This window comes from Hyphomicrobiales bacterium (assembly GCA_017642935.1).
Taxonomy (GTDB): domain Bacteria; phylum Pseudomonadota; class Alphaproteobacteria; order Rhizobiales; family MH13; genus MH13.
This window is the reverse complement of sequence record JAEPOK010000001.1, coordinates 712,873-726,568: the sequence shown is the minus strand read 5'-3', so window position 1 is coordinate 726,568 and position 13,696 is coordinate 712,873. Positions and strand designations below refer to the sequence as shown.

16 protein-coding genes and 1 tRNA gene are annotated in these 13,696 nt (G+C 57.3%); 8 read left to right on the top strand and 9 right to left on the bottom strand.

Features of this window, described 5'->3' with window-relative positions:
• Nucleotides 1–153: 153 nt before the first annotated feature.
• On the bottom strand, nt 154–495 hold the full coding sequence (locus JJ917_03450) for a hypothetical protein (GenBank protein ID MBO6697865.1): 342 nt from the start codon (nt 493–495) through the stop codon (nt 154–156).
• Nucleotides 496–738: 243 nt separating this feature from the next.
• Here JJ917_03450 and JJ917_03445 point away from each other — a divergent pair, with 243 nt between their 5' ends.
• From JJ917_03445 to JJ917_03430, 4 genes are all read left to right on the top strand, one after another.
• Nucleotides 739–1,341, top strand: a complete 603-nt coding sequence (locus JJ917_03445) for a tyrosine-type recombinase/integrase (protein ID MBO6697864.1) — start codon at nt 739–741, stop codon at nt 1,339–1,341.
• A gap of 617 nt (nt 1,342–1,958) precedes the next feature.
• Nucleotides 1,959–2,831, top strand: coding sequence for an integrase domain-containing protein (locus tag JJ917_03440; GenBank protein ID MBO6697863.1), 873 nt, complete (start codon nt 1,959–1,961; stop codon nt 2,829–2,831).
• Nucleotides 2,832–3,019: 188 nt separating this feature from the next.
• Nucleotides 3,020–3,451 (top strand): hypothetical protein, encoded by a 432-nt coding sequence (locus JJ917_03435; GenBank protein MBO6697862.1) that lies wholly within the window; start codon nt 3,020–3,022, stop codon nt 3,449–3,451.
• Complete coding sequence (locus JJ917_03430; GenBank protein ID MBO6697861.1) at nt 3,409–4,404, top strand: hypothetical protein; 996 nt, start codon at nt 3,409–3,411, stop codon at nt 4,402–4,404. Before JJ917_03435 ends, JJ917_03430 begins: the two co-directional genes overlap by 43 nt.
• Before the next feature lie 129 nt (nt 4,405–4,533).
• Here the strand turns inward: JJ917_03430 and JJ917_03425 are convergent, their stop codons facing one another.
• The 3 genes from JJ917_03425 to JJ917_03415 all read right to left on the bottom strand — a co-directional run bounded on the left by JJ917_03425 (nt 4,534) and on the right by JJ917_03415 (nt 6,608).
• Entirely contained in the window at nt 4,534–5,034 is a 501-nt protein-coding gene (locus JJ917_03425) for a hypothetical protein (protein MBO6697860.1), read from the bottom strand.
• On the bottom strand, nt 5,031–5,240 hold the full coding sequence (locus JJ917_03420; protein ID MBO6697859.1) for a hypothetical protein: 210 nt from the start codon (nt 5,238–5,240) through the stop codon (nt 5,031–5,033). The genes JJ917_03425 and JJ917_03420 overlap by 4 nt, the downstream gene beginning before the upstream one ends.
• Nucleotides 5,241–5,441: 201 nt before the next feature.
• The gene (locus tag JJ917_03415; GenBank protein ID MBO6697858.1) at nt 5,442–6,608 is read right to left on the bottom strand and encodes a MobA/MobL family protein; all 1,167 of its coding nucleotides are present in this window, start codon (nt 6,606–6,608) and stop codon (nt 5,442–5,444) included.
• Nucleotides 6,609–6,845: 237 nt separating this feature from the next.
• Between JJ917_03415 and JJ917_03410 the strand changes: the two genes are divergently transcribed.
• Nucleotides 6,846–8,585 carry a type IV secretory system conjugative DNA transfer family protein gene (locus tag JJ917_03410; protein MBO6697857.1) on the top strand — a complete coding sequence of 580 codons (1,740 nt, stop codon included), beginning with the start codon at nt 6,846–6,848 and terminating at the stop codon, nt 8,583–8,585.
• 3 nt (nt 8,586–8,588) lie between these two features.
• Here the strand turns inward: JJ917_03410 and JJ917_03405 are convergent, their stop codons facing one another.
• Nucleotides 8,589–8,753, bottom strand: a complete 165-nt coding sequence (locus JJ917_03405; protein MBO6697856.1) for a hypothetical protein — start codon at nt 8,751–8,753, stop codon at nt 8,589–8,591.
• Nucleotides 8,754–8,859: 106 nt separating this feature from the next.
• On the opposite strand from JJ917_03405, the gene JJ917_03400 reads away from it, so the two are divergent.
• The 3 genes from JJ917_03400 to JJ917_03390 all read left to right on the top strand — a co-directional run bounded on the left by JJ917_03400 (nt 8,860) and on the right by JJ917_03390 (nt 10,226).
• On the top strand, nt 8,860–9,564 hold the full coding sequence (locus JJ917_03400; GenBank protein ID MBO6697855.1) for a M48 family metalloprotease: 705 nt from the start codon (nt 8,860–8,862) through the stop codon (nt 9,562–9,564).
• Nucleotides 9,565–9,635: 71 nt separating this feature from the next.
• On the top strand, nt 9,636–9,914 hold the full coding sequence (locus JJ917_03395; GenBank protein ID MBO6697854.1) for a type II toxin-antitoxin system ParD family antitoxin: 279 nt from the start codon (nt 9,636–9,638) through the stop codon (nt 9,912–9,914).
• A 9-nt stretch (nt 9,915–9,923) separates the two neighbouring features.
• Nucleotides 9,924–10,226: a type II toxin-antitoxin system RelE/ParE family toxin gene (locus JJ917_03390; protein MBO6697853.1), complete on the top strand. Its 303-nt coding sequence runs from the start codon at nt 9,924–9,926 to the stop codon at nt 10,224–10,226.
• 48 nt (nt 10,227–10,274) lie between these two features.
• Here the strand turns inward: JJ917_03390 and JJ917_03385 are convergent, their stop codons facing one another.
• From JJ917_03385 to JJ917_03370, 4 genes are all read right to left on the bottom strand, one after another.
• Complete coding sequence (locus JJ917_03385; GenBank protein MBO6697852.1) at nt 10,275–11,501, bottom strand: site-specific integrase; 1,227 nt, start codon at nt 11,499–11,501, stop codon at nt 10,275–10,277.
• Between the two features lie 114 nt (nt 11,502–11,615).
• Nucleotides 11,616–11,691: transfer RNA gene (locus JJ917_03380), tRNA-Trp, on the bottom strand.
• A 148-nt stretch (nt 11,692–11,839) separates the two neighbouring features.
• Nucleotides 11,840–12,502: a CatB-related O-acetyltransferase gene (locus tag JJ917_03375; GenBank protein ID MBO6697851.1), complete on the bottom strand. Its 663-nt coding sequence runs from the start codon at nt 12,500–12,502 to the stop codon at nt 11,840–11,842.
• Nucleotides 12,502–13,689, bottom strand: a complete 1,188-nt coding sequence (locus JJ917_03370; GenBank protein ID MBO6697850.1) for an aminotransferase class V-fold PLP-dependent enzyme — start codon at nt 13,687–13,689, stop codon at nt 12,502–12,504. Before JJ917_03370 ends, JJ917_03375 begins: the two co-directional genes overlap by 1 nt.
• Nucleotides 13,690–13,696 lie beyond the last annotated feature (7 nt).

Below are 13,696 nucleotides of genomic sequence, written 5' to 3'. Positions count from 1 at the left end.
GCCGGGGCACGCCGTCATTCACATTGAATGGGTGGCTCCCTTTACCGTTTTCTGTGGCCAAAAGGCCTCGGCGGTTGGGCCGCTATCGCAATCGGTTACTTCGCACGCGGTCGTCTTGAACCGGCCTGCTGACATGGGGTGCACGCTCTACCGTCACCGATCGGGCGGCAATCGCGTTGATCCTCGTGTACTTTCCTTGATCGCCCCAATAGCACCCAGTCCAACCAACCCTACCGCAACGACCCAAGCTCCCATGTAAACCTCCCGATCGAGACAGGTGGTCTGCATCGTAATGTCGCCGATGTGGTAGCAGCTCTCCCCAAACACGCGGGTTTCCTGAACGAAGACGAACAGTCCGGCTGCCAGCGCAGCTCCCAAAATGAGTAACGGCTGCCATGGTGGCAGTGCATTGTCTGATGATGGTCGGTTGTGCGGCGGCAATGGCGGCGGTGTGATCCGCGAATCCCGGTCGTGGTTCTGTGAATTCTCAGACATTGGGATGTCCTTCTGACGCGCGATGAAGAAGCTGCGACAGAATTGGGAAAACTGTTACATCATTGATTCCAATTTGATTTTTGCTTGATTAGGCCACCCAGATTGGCCTAGCATGAGACTTGACCAGCCGATGGCCGTTGGTGGCCTAGGCTTTTTTCCAGACGCGACAGTTTTCCCAATTCTGTCGCGTACTTAGCCCGCAAAGGGAGGCAAAAAAGAGCAACAAAACAGAAAGCTTCGCGCATGACGCAGCACGTATTTCCCGCGTATCAGGCCCTGTATGCGCCGAACGCGGCCCGCAAGTATCTCAACGCGGATGAACGGCAGCGTTTTCTGGTCGCGGCCCGCCAAGCGAGCCCACCCGTGCGCACCCTCTGCGAGACGTTGCTCTTTACCGGTTGCCGCATCACCGAAGCCCTGAACCTGTCACCAGCTGCCATCCAATCGCGCGAGGGCGTCGTGGCCATCCGGTCACTCAAGAAGCGCGAGCGGCTGGTGATCCGGGAGGTGCCGATTCCAACCATGCTGATTGATTTGTTGGTGGCATCGCACAAGCTGGACCAGCGGCAGCCATCGTCAGAATGCCCCTATCTGTGGCCGTGGCATCGGGGTCATGCATGGCGACACGTCAAGCAGGTGATGGCAGCGGCGGAGATATCTGGCATTCAAGCGTGTCCGCGTGGGCTGCGTCATGGGTTTGGCGTTCATGCGATCCGGTCAGGTGTACCGCTGACACTGGTGCAACGCTGGCTAGGCCATGCCGCCCTGTCGACCACCGCCATCTATCTGGACGCGATTGGGCCGGAGGAACGGCTGATGGCCGAACGGATGTGGACGCGGCTGTGAGCTAAGAATGGGACAATGGGCGCGATCAGCGCACCGCTCAATTCATCTGACAAACAATGTTGCTTGCGCGATTTGGGTAGTGACGGGGCACCGGCCCCGTCACTACCTTCAACGTCAGCAACGCATTCCGACGATATTTGATGGCTGACGGTAAATGCCCGGCAAATGCCAGCAACAGACGCCGCAAATATGCAACTTTTGATTGCATTTTTCCGCGTTTTGTGCCATGATTTCAGTAACGTGCCAGAAAGCTAGCGCACGTCATCTTTCCCACAATTTGACCGAAAAGGAGCACGTGATGCCGTACCAGGTGACCGTGAACGCATTTCCATAGCGGGTAACGAAAACCGCTTAACTGTCCTCAATCAAAAGGAGACTCAAATGCCACCTTAATCTGACCCACTGACCTGACGCGTGACGCCATTGGCTCCGCGACCGCCCATCTGGGCATCATGACCGCGCACCAGCCCCAACACGGGGCTTTTTTTGTGCGCGCTGGTCATCGATGACGACCGTCACCGATGCACCAATGCGGTCAATATCGCCGCTTGCGGCGAACCGACCAGAGCTAAGGCCTGGCGGTGACCAATAACACTTAGCAACAATCAAATAACAACGTGAAAGCCAGAGCCATGAACAACCTAGCACTGGCTCTGGTGCGCTTGACCAAGCACAATCGCGACGGGGCATTGGCCACCCAAGCCAATCGGCGGCGCGGCTTGGTTGCGATTGCCAATGAACTCCATGGGCTGGGGTTCAAACTGCCCAGGGCCAACTCCCTCAAGCCCAAACATATTCAAAAACTCGTCAGCACTTGGCAGACCAACGGCCTGAGCAACGGTACCATCAAGAACCGCCTAGGTTGGCTGCGCTGGTGGGCCGCCAAGGTCAACAAGGCATCGGTCATGCCAAGGACCAATGCCGAATTGGGGCTACCTTTACGTGAAGGTGCTCGAACAAACCGAGCTCAAACCACCGTCAAAACAACAACACTGCGCAACCCTCGGATGCAGGCTTCACTCAACTTGATGGAGTTGTTCGGTCTGCGGTTCGAGGAAGCTTTGAAGCTGCGCGTGCGTGTCGCCGATAAAGGCACGGTCCTGGCCCTCAAACCGTCTTGGACCAAGGGCGGGCGCGGTCGCTTTATTCCGATCCGCACAGCGGCACAGCGCACGTTGCTAGATCAGGTTTCCATACTTGTGGGCAACGGCTCGCTCATTCCGGCGGACAAGTCCTACATCGGCTGGCGCAAGGTGTTTGAAACACAGCTGGCCAAGCACGAGATCAAGAATGTGCATGGCCTGCGCCACCGCTATGCCCAAACCCGTTATCTCGAACTGGTGGGGCAGCCTTGCTCACTGGCGGGCGGCAAGCGGCATGTTGACCTATCACCGGCTGAGCAGGCGCAAGCAATCGCCGCGCGTCGGCTGATCTCGGCGGAGCTCGGCCATGCACGGCTGAGCATCACTCGCGTTTATCTCGGCGAATAGGAGGGATTGACGATGCAAACCCTCTTTCGATTATTGTGGCCCTTACTAAGAGAAATACTGAGCTGGACTGTGCTCGCGGTTGCTGCAATTTTGATTTGGCGATTACTCACACTGCCGCTTTAGCGTCGACGAACATCGGATATCCGATGTGCTTAGCTAGCCGGCTGCAAGCTCTCGGGGATACAGTGATGGCTGAGGCAGACGACGATCCGATACTGGAACCACGGCCTGCGCGTCCTTGGTATGTACAAGCGATCGACACGCTTAATAAGCGGTCTTCTTCGCTGTCTCATGCTGAACCCAACTTCCCAAAAGAAAAATCACTCGACGACAGTCGCTTAGGACAGATGGCGACCTATGAACGCGAGCTCTTTGACCGAGCAACGGTCAAATGGTGGCCAAGCCGGGCCGAACGCGAGGCTCTGAAACTGGTCAAGAACCAGTCAGCTCAAGTGCGCGGCTATTATGAAGAACGCATCATCCAACGTCGAATGGACTATCTGCGAGAAAAAGATCGCCAAGCCTATTGGCGCAGCATTCAACCGGATGTGACGCCGACATTGCGGGAACGGATGGCTTGTTTTTTGAAACGGCGAGTGTTGGAAGAGCGGGAAAGGTAGCAGGCCTTTCTTGTAATAAAAATGCCAGCTCTTACTTGGAAGTAATGAAATCCAAGCGGAGAGAGGCAAAGATGAATCGAGTTATATTTTTAGCCGTCTCATTAATATTGTTCAGTGTCGGGCATGCTGCTGCACAAAGCCAGCCGACGTATGAAGATATGATGACGCAGTCTTTACGCCTCTGCCTTTTGGGCATGGGTGTAGAGATATCATCAGAAGGGGATGCGGGCATTCGACTGCTGCGCCGAGGCGTAGCAGGGGATTTCACCATTCGTAGGGAGGAGTATCCCTCGATCCTCGATAGACTCGACCAAGAATTAAAGGGTGAGTTCACCCGTGACTCTCGAGAGTGCGTGGAGCGCAATGTTGAACAGATTAACCGCTATTTTCTCGAAAGAGATCGCTTAGAACGGTCGGACCGAACCGAAGATGATCCCATAGAGAGCTACCTCCCCAGACCGGAGGTCACCGCGCAGGTCAATGGGCAAGAGCCGAACGCAGACATCATGTCAGGTCTGGAAAGTGCTTTCTTCGGCGGTCTAGCCGCAGAACATCAGGATGACATCACGCGGCTACATTTCACAGTTCCCAGAGCCGGCCATCAGTCACAGCGCATGGCAAGAACGGATCAGATGGGCCTTTGCCCTGGTCGCGCGTTTGGAACCATTAACAGTCACGTTGCCGAGCTATCTGCAGAAGTCATTGCTAAGACTGGCAATCGATTTGTCACCGATGCTTCTGTGACTTTGGTCGATTGTTCCGACGATGATCAGAACAATATTAGCAGGCAAGTGCTCTTTGCGGCGGCAGAGAATGCTGGCTGCGCGTTTTCTGCATCTTTGAATGGGGATCGGATATCGCGCAGCGATCGCCACGTCCAGGTTAGCGCAAGGCCGCTAACCTTTGTCGGGAATCCAGAACCAATTCAGATTCCGCTACCGGCATGCCGATAATGCTCAACCGGCCTGTTGCCGCGATCTACCAAGCTGGAAGTGGCCACCTGAGACATTGTCGCGAACTTGGTCAATATCCCCAATTTTCTGGGTTTTCGTTGGCCAGGCAGCAAATTGTTCAACCTACAATCAGCAACTCTGGCTCGACCTCATAAACCCAACCTTCGTGTGTGAGGTCACGCCCCAATCGCTTATAATCGATGAAGCGGTGATGCGATCCGGCAAGTCCTCGCAGTCTCGGATGAGGTCTTCGGCATAGTCAGCGATGCTGCCACGATACACGTAATGGTCATCCCAGTGGTCCGCGAGCTGATCCATTTCATAGCCGTATTCAGCCAGATGGCAGGCCACCAAATAGCGATCTTGGTCATTACCAAGAGCGTCGAGTAGATCAAACCAGTCGCCCAAGTTGGCTTGATTGATCCGCAATGCACTGAAAAAAGCCTGCCGTTCGCCATCGATGTATTGCAGTTCGTACTCTTCAATGGGCCTGCCTAAGGCATTGCGATTGTCATCGACACAGTTTCGATATTCCTCCGGCGAGGTGAAGTAGAACCCGATGGCATCAAGGCTGTAAGGCTGAGCGAAGTACACGGACTTCGCCCAGTTGGTTTGCGGAGACTGGCTCATGCGGCGGCCTCCTGCTTCGGCTTGACCTTGCGGACCACAGTACGTCCAGCCACCAGCGGGGTGTAATTGATCACCATGTTTAGGCCGTCCTGGTCTTGATGAGCCCAGCCGACCCCGATCTTCGTCCAGCGGGCTTTGTCGCCGTCACCGATCACGTGGAAGACTTCGTGCGTCGGAGTCTTTGAGTTGGTTTGTTTGTTCGTCATGGTTTGATCCTTTCCTTTGGTTTGACCGGCCACCCTGTGTGACCGGTTGGGAAAGGGCCGACCCCAGCCTTCAAGACACTGGGCCAGGGGGTTCTCGGTCTGGTGCGGAAGCTCCCTTGACCGGTGGCTGGCTGGGGTCAGGTTCTCCCAATCCGTGTCATTGGTGGTTGGACGCTTCAGGAAAGGATCGTGACGAACGACCTACCGCTCAGGCTCTTCACGCTCATAGTCATCGGTCATCCGCCGTCGTGCGCGATCCAAGCTGCTGGGCAGCATCGGTTCACCATCGGGACCGGGTTCAGGCTGCGGGTAATCCTGATAGTTCTGCCGCTGTTCGCCCAAGTACCGCTCCAAGGCTGCACGCTGATCAGGCTCCAATCGTTCATGCAGTAAGTCCAGCCGCTGAGTGCGTTCATCAGCAACTGCTGCCAATTGCTGTTGGTAGGCAATCTCAGCGGCTAGAGCCTCTCGTACCGCATCGGGTGCATCGGCGGTCAACGCTTGCAGTTCAGCTGCGGGGCCAGATTGTTCAACTTGCTGGTCAGGTTTTGCAGGCTGCCGCTCGTCGGCTGCGGCAAGCCCATCCACGGCCTGCTCAAACCAACGGCGATCGGTCGTTACGGTTGGGTCTGGTGACTTACGGGCCATCGTGGTGGCTCCTTGCGTGGGTTGAGATTGGTTTTGCAACCGGGCACGTCGGGCCCTGCGTTCGGCAGGGTTTGGCCCGCGATGCTGGGTGGGCTGCGCCGCAATCCCACGGGCTTTGTAGCTCCGCGCGTCCACGCGGACGCTCAGCCCGTTGGCCTTGAGATACGCATTCGTGAGGTCAGCCCAGTGCGTCCGCGCGGTCTTGACGAACGCTTTTTGATTCACGGTTGGCAGTTTACGCCCAAAGCCGTTCGGCTGCAGGGCGTGAACGGTAAGGAGGACATGCAAGTGCGGATTGTGCAGCGAGCCATCTTCATGGATCGCTACATCCGCAATCTGACCCTCATCCAACCAAGGCTGGACATAATCGGCGGCCAGCTCTGGCCATTGTTCAGGCGGAATTCCTCGGGTGATGGCCACCACCACTTCTTTGGCCAGACGGCCATCCTTGCGTTTCACATTGGCTTCAACGGCATTCCACAGCTGGGCACGTTCGCGTGCCCACGCCGGTGCGCCCTTCGGCGTAATCACCGCCGTGTACACCACGTCGTGCCGGGTTGGCAGCGTGGTGGTGCGGTCTTCCCGTTCAATCGGCAACGCTTCACCACTGTTGTAGGCGGCCTTAGCTACGACTGAGCGTAGGCGTCCGTCTTTGCCGCGCCGCGTAATGTTCTTCACATGGCAGTGGAGATTTCCGTCCTGCATGAGATTTATGACCACGCCAGCGGCTTGGTGGCCTGAGGGGTCTTGGGGCCAGGCCGAACAACGGCCCCAAGCGCAGTTCCGTGGCCGGACCGCGTGCCGCGCACGCCCGTCCGGCCACGGCAATGTTGCCAACCTGTAATACAGGTCTGGCAACATGTAAGTGCGCTGTTACGAGATAAGGACATGTCCCAATTGCACGATCACGTTGTTGTCTGCCGATAGTATTGGTGGAGACAATACAGTGGTGCGTATATGAGCGACGATCCGTGGAAAGACCTAACCAAGATGCGTCTGCCACCGATTATTGAGTTGGATAGTCGCTCTGGGATGATGAGTGATCTCAGTACGCGCGACATCACCGACACTATTCGCATGGGCATGACGTTTGGACGGTCGATTACCGCCTCGTCTGTTAAAAAGAAGCTGCGGCAACGCGGTTATGACCCCATCACTATTGCGGCGGTTGTTGCGGCCATCAAAGACGGTCGTGAGTATGACGGGATACTCATGGCGGCGGAACAAGCGGCGGCGACACGGGCTCGCAATGACGAACTGCGCCGCAACCCAACACCGATTCATGGCGGGGCACACTGGGCCACCAGTGAACACCTAGCCCATGCCAACTTGCTTGAACCGGACATACCGGATGTTGGCCCGGGACTGTGGCTGGGCACAACGCATGATAGCTCGTCGGTTTATTGGCAGGGTGAAAGCCACTTGTTGACCGTTGCGCCAACCCGCACCGGTAAGGGCACGATGCAGATCATCCCCAATCTGCTGCGTTATCAAGGTAGTGCGGTGGTGCTTGATCCAAAGGGCGAGTTGGCGGCTGCCACAGCTGCTTGGCGGGAGGCGCACATTGGGCCAGTGCATATCCTCAATCCGTTCGGCCTGCCTGCTTTCGGGGGCAAGACCGCTGCCTTCAATCCGCTTGATCAGGTCACCGACGCCCCGTCTGCCTTGAAGCTGGCGGAGATGATCTACCCGCGTACTGATGACGATCGGCAGCGGTTTTTTGACAACGAAGCGATTGGGTTCTTGTCGGCGGTGTTGGAGTTCACCGCCTGCTTTGCGCCAACCGAGTACCGCACCTTCGGCACCATCCGGGATACGGTTTCTACGCTCAATGAGGACTTCTATCGCCTATTGCACGCCATGACTGATCCGCGCCTGCCGCCCGCCGTGCGCAATGGTGCACAAAACGTCCTGACCAAAACCAGCGATGTCGGCCAACCGCGTCTGATCGATAGTCTTAGTCAGCATTTACGGATGTGGGATACCCCGGGTTTGCGAGCCGCCACGGCACGCTCCGATTTTACTTTCCAACAGCTGAAGGACGAGCCCACCACCGTTTATTTGGTGCTGCCGTTCGACGAGCTGAGCACCTACGGCACCTTCGTCCGCATGGTGTTTGCCTGCGCGCTGGATGCGATGCTGACGAATCCACGTCAGCCGGATACGCCGGTATTGTTCGTGCTCGACGAGTTCTTGGGGCTAGATGCCGATGATCGGTTTGTCAGTGCGCTGCGCACCCATGCCAGTGCTGGAGCCCGGTTGTGGTTCTTCCTACAAGACCTCCCGACCTTAGAGCAAAAGTACCCCACCACCTGGAAGTCGTTCCTCCAAGCTGAGGTGAAGACGTTCTTCGGCACCGACGATCCGCATACCGCCAAGCTGATCTCTGACTATCTGGGCGATACGACAGTCGCCTATGACCAACCAAGCGTCAGCCCAGCGGTCAGCGGTGGAGCCGCCTCCTACAGCATTGGTGACACGGTGCAGCTCACTGGGAGACGGCTCTTGAAGCCGGAAGAGGTCATCAACCAACTGGCTGCCACCGACTTGGCCCAGCCGCGCCAAGCGATCCACTTCTTACGCGGTGTTCCACCGGTGCAAGCCAAGCTTCATCCCTGGTTCACCGACCCGGTGGCCGTCGCGCGACAACAAACCGGAAAGGGCGCAACCCATGGCCATCAACCCAAAGGGCTTTAGGAACTATTTGCCGCTGACGGTGCTGCTCATGGCTGGGTTGGCGACTTTGGGCGCGTTATGGGGGGCGACGGCCACCACCACCGCCCTAATGAGCAGTGCCATGGTGATGGGGCCACTGGCCTTGATCACCACAGTGCCGCTGGCCTTGGCCACTGCGTCTTTCGGCAACCTATTCGCATTGGTCGCAACACCAGTATGGGCGATCCTTGGCGGTCAAACCTTCGCAGGCAGACAAGCCTGGGCGGCAGCGAACAATGGCAGTCATCCGTTAGGTGTGACCCTGTTTGCTGATACCCATCCGATCCATCAGCACCTCAATCACTTCGCGCGGCAACTCGACCTTCCGCGTATCAAGTGGGTGGGGTGGTTTCCGGACGACAGCATCAATGCCTTTGCCATGGGGCTCAAACAAGACGAGGCATTGGTGGCGTTTTCCAGTGGTGCAATCAACAAGCTAACGAAAGACGAAATGCAAGCCGTCATGGCGCATGAGTTGGCGCACATCGCGAACCATGACATGGCGCGCATGACCTACGCTGTCGCTGTGCAAGACGCGCTGACCTGGTTTTTGCGCTGGCGCGGTCTCAAACAATTTGCCCGTTGGGTGTTCACCCCATTGTCTGAACTGGAGTTGATGCGGATGTCGCGCCGTCGGGAATATTGGGCCGATGCGATTGGAGCTCGTTTGGTCAGTCCTGAAGCGATGGCTGGCGCGCTACGCAAAACGTCCGCGCTCAAAACCAACAGCAAAGCTGCCGCTGACTTCCGACATTTTATGCTCAACGCGGATGCCAGCAGTTTTTTTGCCTCTCACCCCACCACCAAACAGCGTATTGAAGCCATTGAACGGCGCATGTTTATCAATCGTTTGCCGGAAACAGGGGTTGCTAGCAGCGACGTCGACTTAGGCGGCGTAGCGGCTCGGCTCAAGACCTGGGTCTATCGCCGGTTTAACGAGCCGCCTCACAAGCCAAGCTGAACAACTGTCAGTTTCCATTTGTGCGCGGTACGAAAAAGTAGTACCATGAGAACAAATGGAGAATATTTGATATGGCCACAGTAGATAAGCGCAGCATCTCACTGACCCCAGAACTCGCCTCGATTGTCGACGCGGCGGTTGCTGAGGGTAATTACGCTAGTAGCAGTGAGGTTGTGCGTGACGCGCTACGCGAATGGAAGGAACGGCGTGATTTTCATGGCTATACGCGAGAGGAAGTTCGCGTGCTCTTGCAAGAAGGGTTGGCCAGTGGCGCACCGAAGCCGTGGGACAAATCCAAGTTTCTGTCAGAGGCTCGCAAGCGACTGCAAGCAGATCAAGACGACAGTTAATTCCACTGCATGCCTCTAAGGCTCCTACTCACACCGCAAGCCGAAGAGGACCTCTTCGAGATTTGGCTGTTTATCGCTGCCGACAATCCAGCTGCAGCAGATCAGCTTATTGCTGACGTTGAAAAGGGCTGGTCGCATCTAGCGGAGTTTCCATTGTCGGGCGAAGCCAGGACCGACCTGGCACCAGGCATTCGACGGCAAGTCACGCGTCGCCACCAAACGCTGTACAAAATTGAAGACGATGCCATTTTGATCATGCGCGTATTGGCACCAAAAGGTAAGCCGGTTGACAAAGAGGCGAGCGAGGTTTGATCGATTGCCTCGCGCCATCCTCCTGCACGTGGCATTCTCAATGAGCGTTCAAGTTAGATGCGTATTTAGCTCCAACCAGCGCGCTTCATTGCCTTTGCCTGACTTGCTTTGCCGCCGGTTCACCGCTCGCGCATCGATCGCGTTTTTCAAATGGACCGCATAATGCTGCTCAATCATCTCCACGCTGGTGCGGCAGTTTTTGGCGATCTGGTAGATGTCTGCGCCTTCTAATAGTCGAAAGGAAATGTAGCTGTGCCGCAGTGAGTAGAAGGTCCGTTGATTGCCTTGGCGATCGGTCTTCAACTCGAGGTCATGCAAGATGCGGTTGAAAGCCTTCTTGTGATCATGGGGAAACACGCGATCGGTCGGTTGCGGTTGGTTGCGCTTCACCAGTCGCTGGAAGGGAAACACGGCACCGGCGGTTGATTTGCAATAGCCGACGCCGCGCTTGCCGCGCACCTGGATGACCAGGATGGTCTCGCCGCTGTCTTCGTCTTCGACGATCTCGACATCACGGTATTCCAGCACATTGATCTCGTCGGGGCGGAGGCCGGTGTTGGCCATGAACAGCACTTTGTCGTGTAGCTGTTCGGCCAGATAGCGGTGCTTGGCGTTCTTCATCTGTTGGATGTTGGCGCGCGTGGACTCGTAGAGGCGTTTGTATTCCTCGGGTGAGAACCAGCCACGATGAACCACCTTTCCGGCAGACCGGTAGGGGGTCGACATATCGGGTAGATGTGTGAGCCATCCATGCCGGATCGCGGTCTTCAGCACCAGGCGCAGCGTCACCATTTCATGATGGAGCGTGCTGCGAGAGGGCGGCTTCCAAGGTTTGGCATCTTCGCCATCTTCGTTCGCCTCAGCACCTTCGACTGGCGGCTTTAGCCGCTTAAGCCGGTATTCCTGGATCAAACCTGACGTAACCTTCGATAGGCCGTAGCTGCCAAAAAAGGGAACCAGGTGGAGCCGGAGCCGCCGATAGTGGTCATTGACCCAGCGTGCATTGCGATCACCGTCGGTCAGGGCTTCGTATTCTGCCTGAAAGCGATCCGCCGCTAGCTTGAAGGTTGGTTCCCCGAGATTCTCACCACGCCGCTGCATATCGCGTAGTGTGAAAAACCAGTCCTCCGCGAAATCCTTGGCGCGCGCGAGGCTGGTTTCTTTCGTACTCACACGTTGATTTTTGCCGCCCAAATAGGCCGAACACTGCCAGGTCGGGCCGGTGTTGCGCCGATACAAATGCACTTTGCCATCGAGAATGGTGTGCTTGTCCATCGCCTCTGTTCCCCATCAATCACATGTGCAATTTTGTGTAAGGGTTGTGTCAGGGCGATTCTAACGCACGAGCACCAGAAAGCGACAGGTATAATACTGATTTTAATGGGAAAATGGCAGGGGCAGCAGGGTTCGAACCCGCGACCTACGGTTTTGGAGACCGTCGCTCTACCAACTGAGCTATACCCCTAGAGCAACTTCAGCAAAAGTTGCCGACTTTTGCGCTCCGAAATTGCGCACAACAACGACTGTGCGTCTTGCGCGTGATGCGCAGATCGCGAGAAAACGCTGGCGCATCACGCGCGTTGATTACGCGCCAAGTGCACAGATTTCAAGAGCTAGTTTGACGGCGCAACCGCTTCTAACGCCTCGATATCAGCGCCGACAATGGCCGCTTCGTTTTTCAAGATCGTCTCAATCGGCCAATCCCACCAGGCGATTGCGTTGAGGCGGGTGATGGTCGCCTCATCAAAGCGCATTTTCACCACTTCTGCGCGGTTGCCCGCAACGATCGCATAGTCGGGCACAGTGCCGCCCACCACGGCCCCAGCGCCGATGATCACGCCATTGCCAAGGCGCGCGCCGGGCAGGACCGTCGCGCCTGTTCCGATCCATACATCATGGCCGATCACCGTATCTTTCGTGCCGGTGGGCATGCTCGGTCGATCATAGTCCACACCGCCTTCAAGACCGTCGAAAACGGCGAAGGGATAAGTTGAAATCCCGTCCATGCGGTGGTTGGCGGACGAGGTGATGAACTGCACGCCGTCGGCAATTTGGCAGAAGCTGCCGAGCACCAGCCTCTCTCGGTTGCCGCCAAACAAATAGGGCGCAAGCGCCATAGCCCAATTCTCTGGCGGCTGGTGCGCCGAGGCGTAGGTGTAGCGGCCGATCTCCCAACTTGGATGATCGATCGCCGCCTGCAAGAAAACCGTGCCCTTATGGATCGAACCATCAGGCAGTGTAATCGGGTGCAGTGTGTCCGGTGGTGGAAAAGGCATCAGGTGGACGCCTCCCCGCCTGCCCCTGCCCGGGCCAGCGCCTGTTCCAAGTCGTAGATCAGATCGTCGGCATCCTCGATCCCGATGGAAAGCCGCAAAAGGCGCGGATGCACTGGAAAGCCTTCGCCTGACACCGTCTTGCGATGTTCGATCAGGCTCTCAACGCCGCCCAGCGAAGTCGCCGGATAGAACACCTCGGTAAAGCGACAAACATCGATGGCGGCCTGCTCGCTGCCCTTGACGATAATCGACAGCATGCCACCGAATAGCCCACTGGTCTGACGCTTGGCAACCGCGTGACCCGGATCGGAAGGCAGCCCAGGATAAAGCACGGCGTCCAGCGCTGGGTGACCGTCAAAGTGTTTCGCGATGGCCATGGCGTTGGCGCTGGCTTTCTCGACCCGCAGAAACAGCGTGCGCATGCCGCGCACCAAAAGCCAGGCATCGAAGGATTGCAGCACGGTGCCCTGCAGCTTGCGAATGAGAGCAATCTCGTCCCAAAAACCGCCCTCGCCGCCCGTTTCACGTACCGAGAGCACGCCGGCGGTGACATCCGAGTGTCCGCCCAGGTACTTAGTGGCCGAGTGAAACGAGATGTCGGCCCCAAAGTCGAGCGCCCGGGTGATATTCGGTGGCGTGCCGGTGCAGTCGGTGATCAGCTTAGCCCCTGCCCCATGCGCTATATCAGCGGCGGCCTGAATATCGGTCACTTCCCAATTGGGGTTATTGGGCGTTTCCACCCACACAAGCTGTGTTTCGCCGGGGCGCACGGCGGCGGCCAGCTCATCCAGATTGCCCGCCGTGTAGCTGGACAGCGTGATCCGGCCATTCGCCTCATAGGCCAGCAGCTGCATGCGCACGCCGTGATACATCACCTCCGGCGCCACCACATGGGCGCCGGTCGGCAGATGCTCGATAACGGCGGTTGCCGCCGACATGCCTGACGCGAAGAGAAGCGACTCCTTAGCGCCCTCCAACTCAGCTATGACCGCCTCGGCGTGCGCCGTCGTTTGGCTGCCATCGCGGCGGTACCAATAGGGCTTGCGGATATCGTAATTCTCATCACGCGCATAGGTGGCGGCCGGCTGAATGCCCGGCACGACAGCGCCGGTCTCGTCTTCGACAAAATGCAGCGCCTGCGCCACGCGCGTCGCCAGGCTTGGCTTGCGGTTGCTGGGGTCCGTCATAGGGTCC

Coding starts and splice junctions, on each gene's coding strand:
- JJ917_03420 (MBO6697859.1), bottom strand. CDS start 5,240: ATGACGAACAAACAAACCAACTCAAAGACTCCGACGCACGAAGTCTTC.
- JJ917_03445 (MBO6697864.1), top strand. CDS start 739: ATGACGCAGCACGTATTTCCCGCGTATCAGGCCCTGTATGCGCCGAAC.
- JJ917_03370 (MBO6697850.1), bottom strand. CDS start 13,689: ATGACGGACCCCAGCAACCGCAAGCCAAGCCTGGCGACGCGCGTGGCG.
- JJ917_03425 (MBO6697860.1), bottom strand. CDS start 5,034: ATGAGCCAGTCTCCGCAAACCAACTGGGCGAAGTCCGTGTACTTCGCT.
- JJ917_03435 (MBO6697862.1), top strand. CDS start 3,020: ATGGCTGAGGCAGACGACGATCCGATACTGGAACCACGGCCTGCGCGT.
- JJ917_03375 (MBO6697851.1), bottom strand. CDS start 12,502: ATGCCTTTTCCACCACCGGACACACTGCACCCGATTACACTGCCTGAT.
- JJ917_03385 (MBO6697852.1), bottom strand. CDS start 11,501: ATGGACAAGCACACCATTCTCGATGGCAAAGTGCATTTGTATCGGCGC.
- JJ917_03390 (MBO6697853.1), top strand. CDS start 9,924: ATGCCTCTAAGGCTCCTACTCACACCGCAAGCCGAAGAGGACCTCTTC.
- JJ917_03410 (MBO6697857.1), top strand. CDS start 6,846: ATGAGCGACGATCCGTGGAAAGACCTAACCAAGATGCGTCTGCCACCG.
- JJ917_03450 (MBO6697865.1), bottom strand. CDS start 495: ATGTCTGAGAATTCACAGAACCACGACCGGGATTCGCGGATCACACCG.
- JJ917_03395 (MBO6697854.1), top strand. CDS start 9,636: ATGGCCACAGTAGATAAGCGCAGCATCTCACTGACCCCAGAACTCGCC.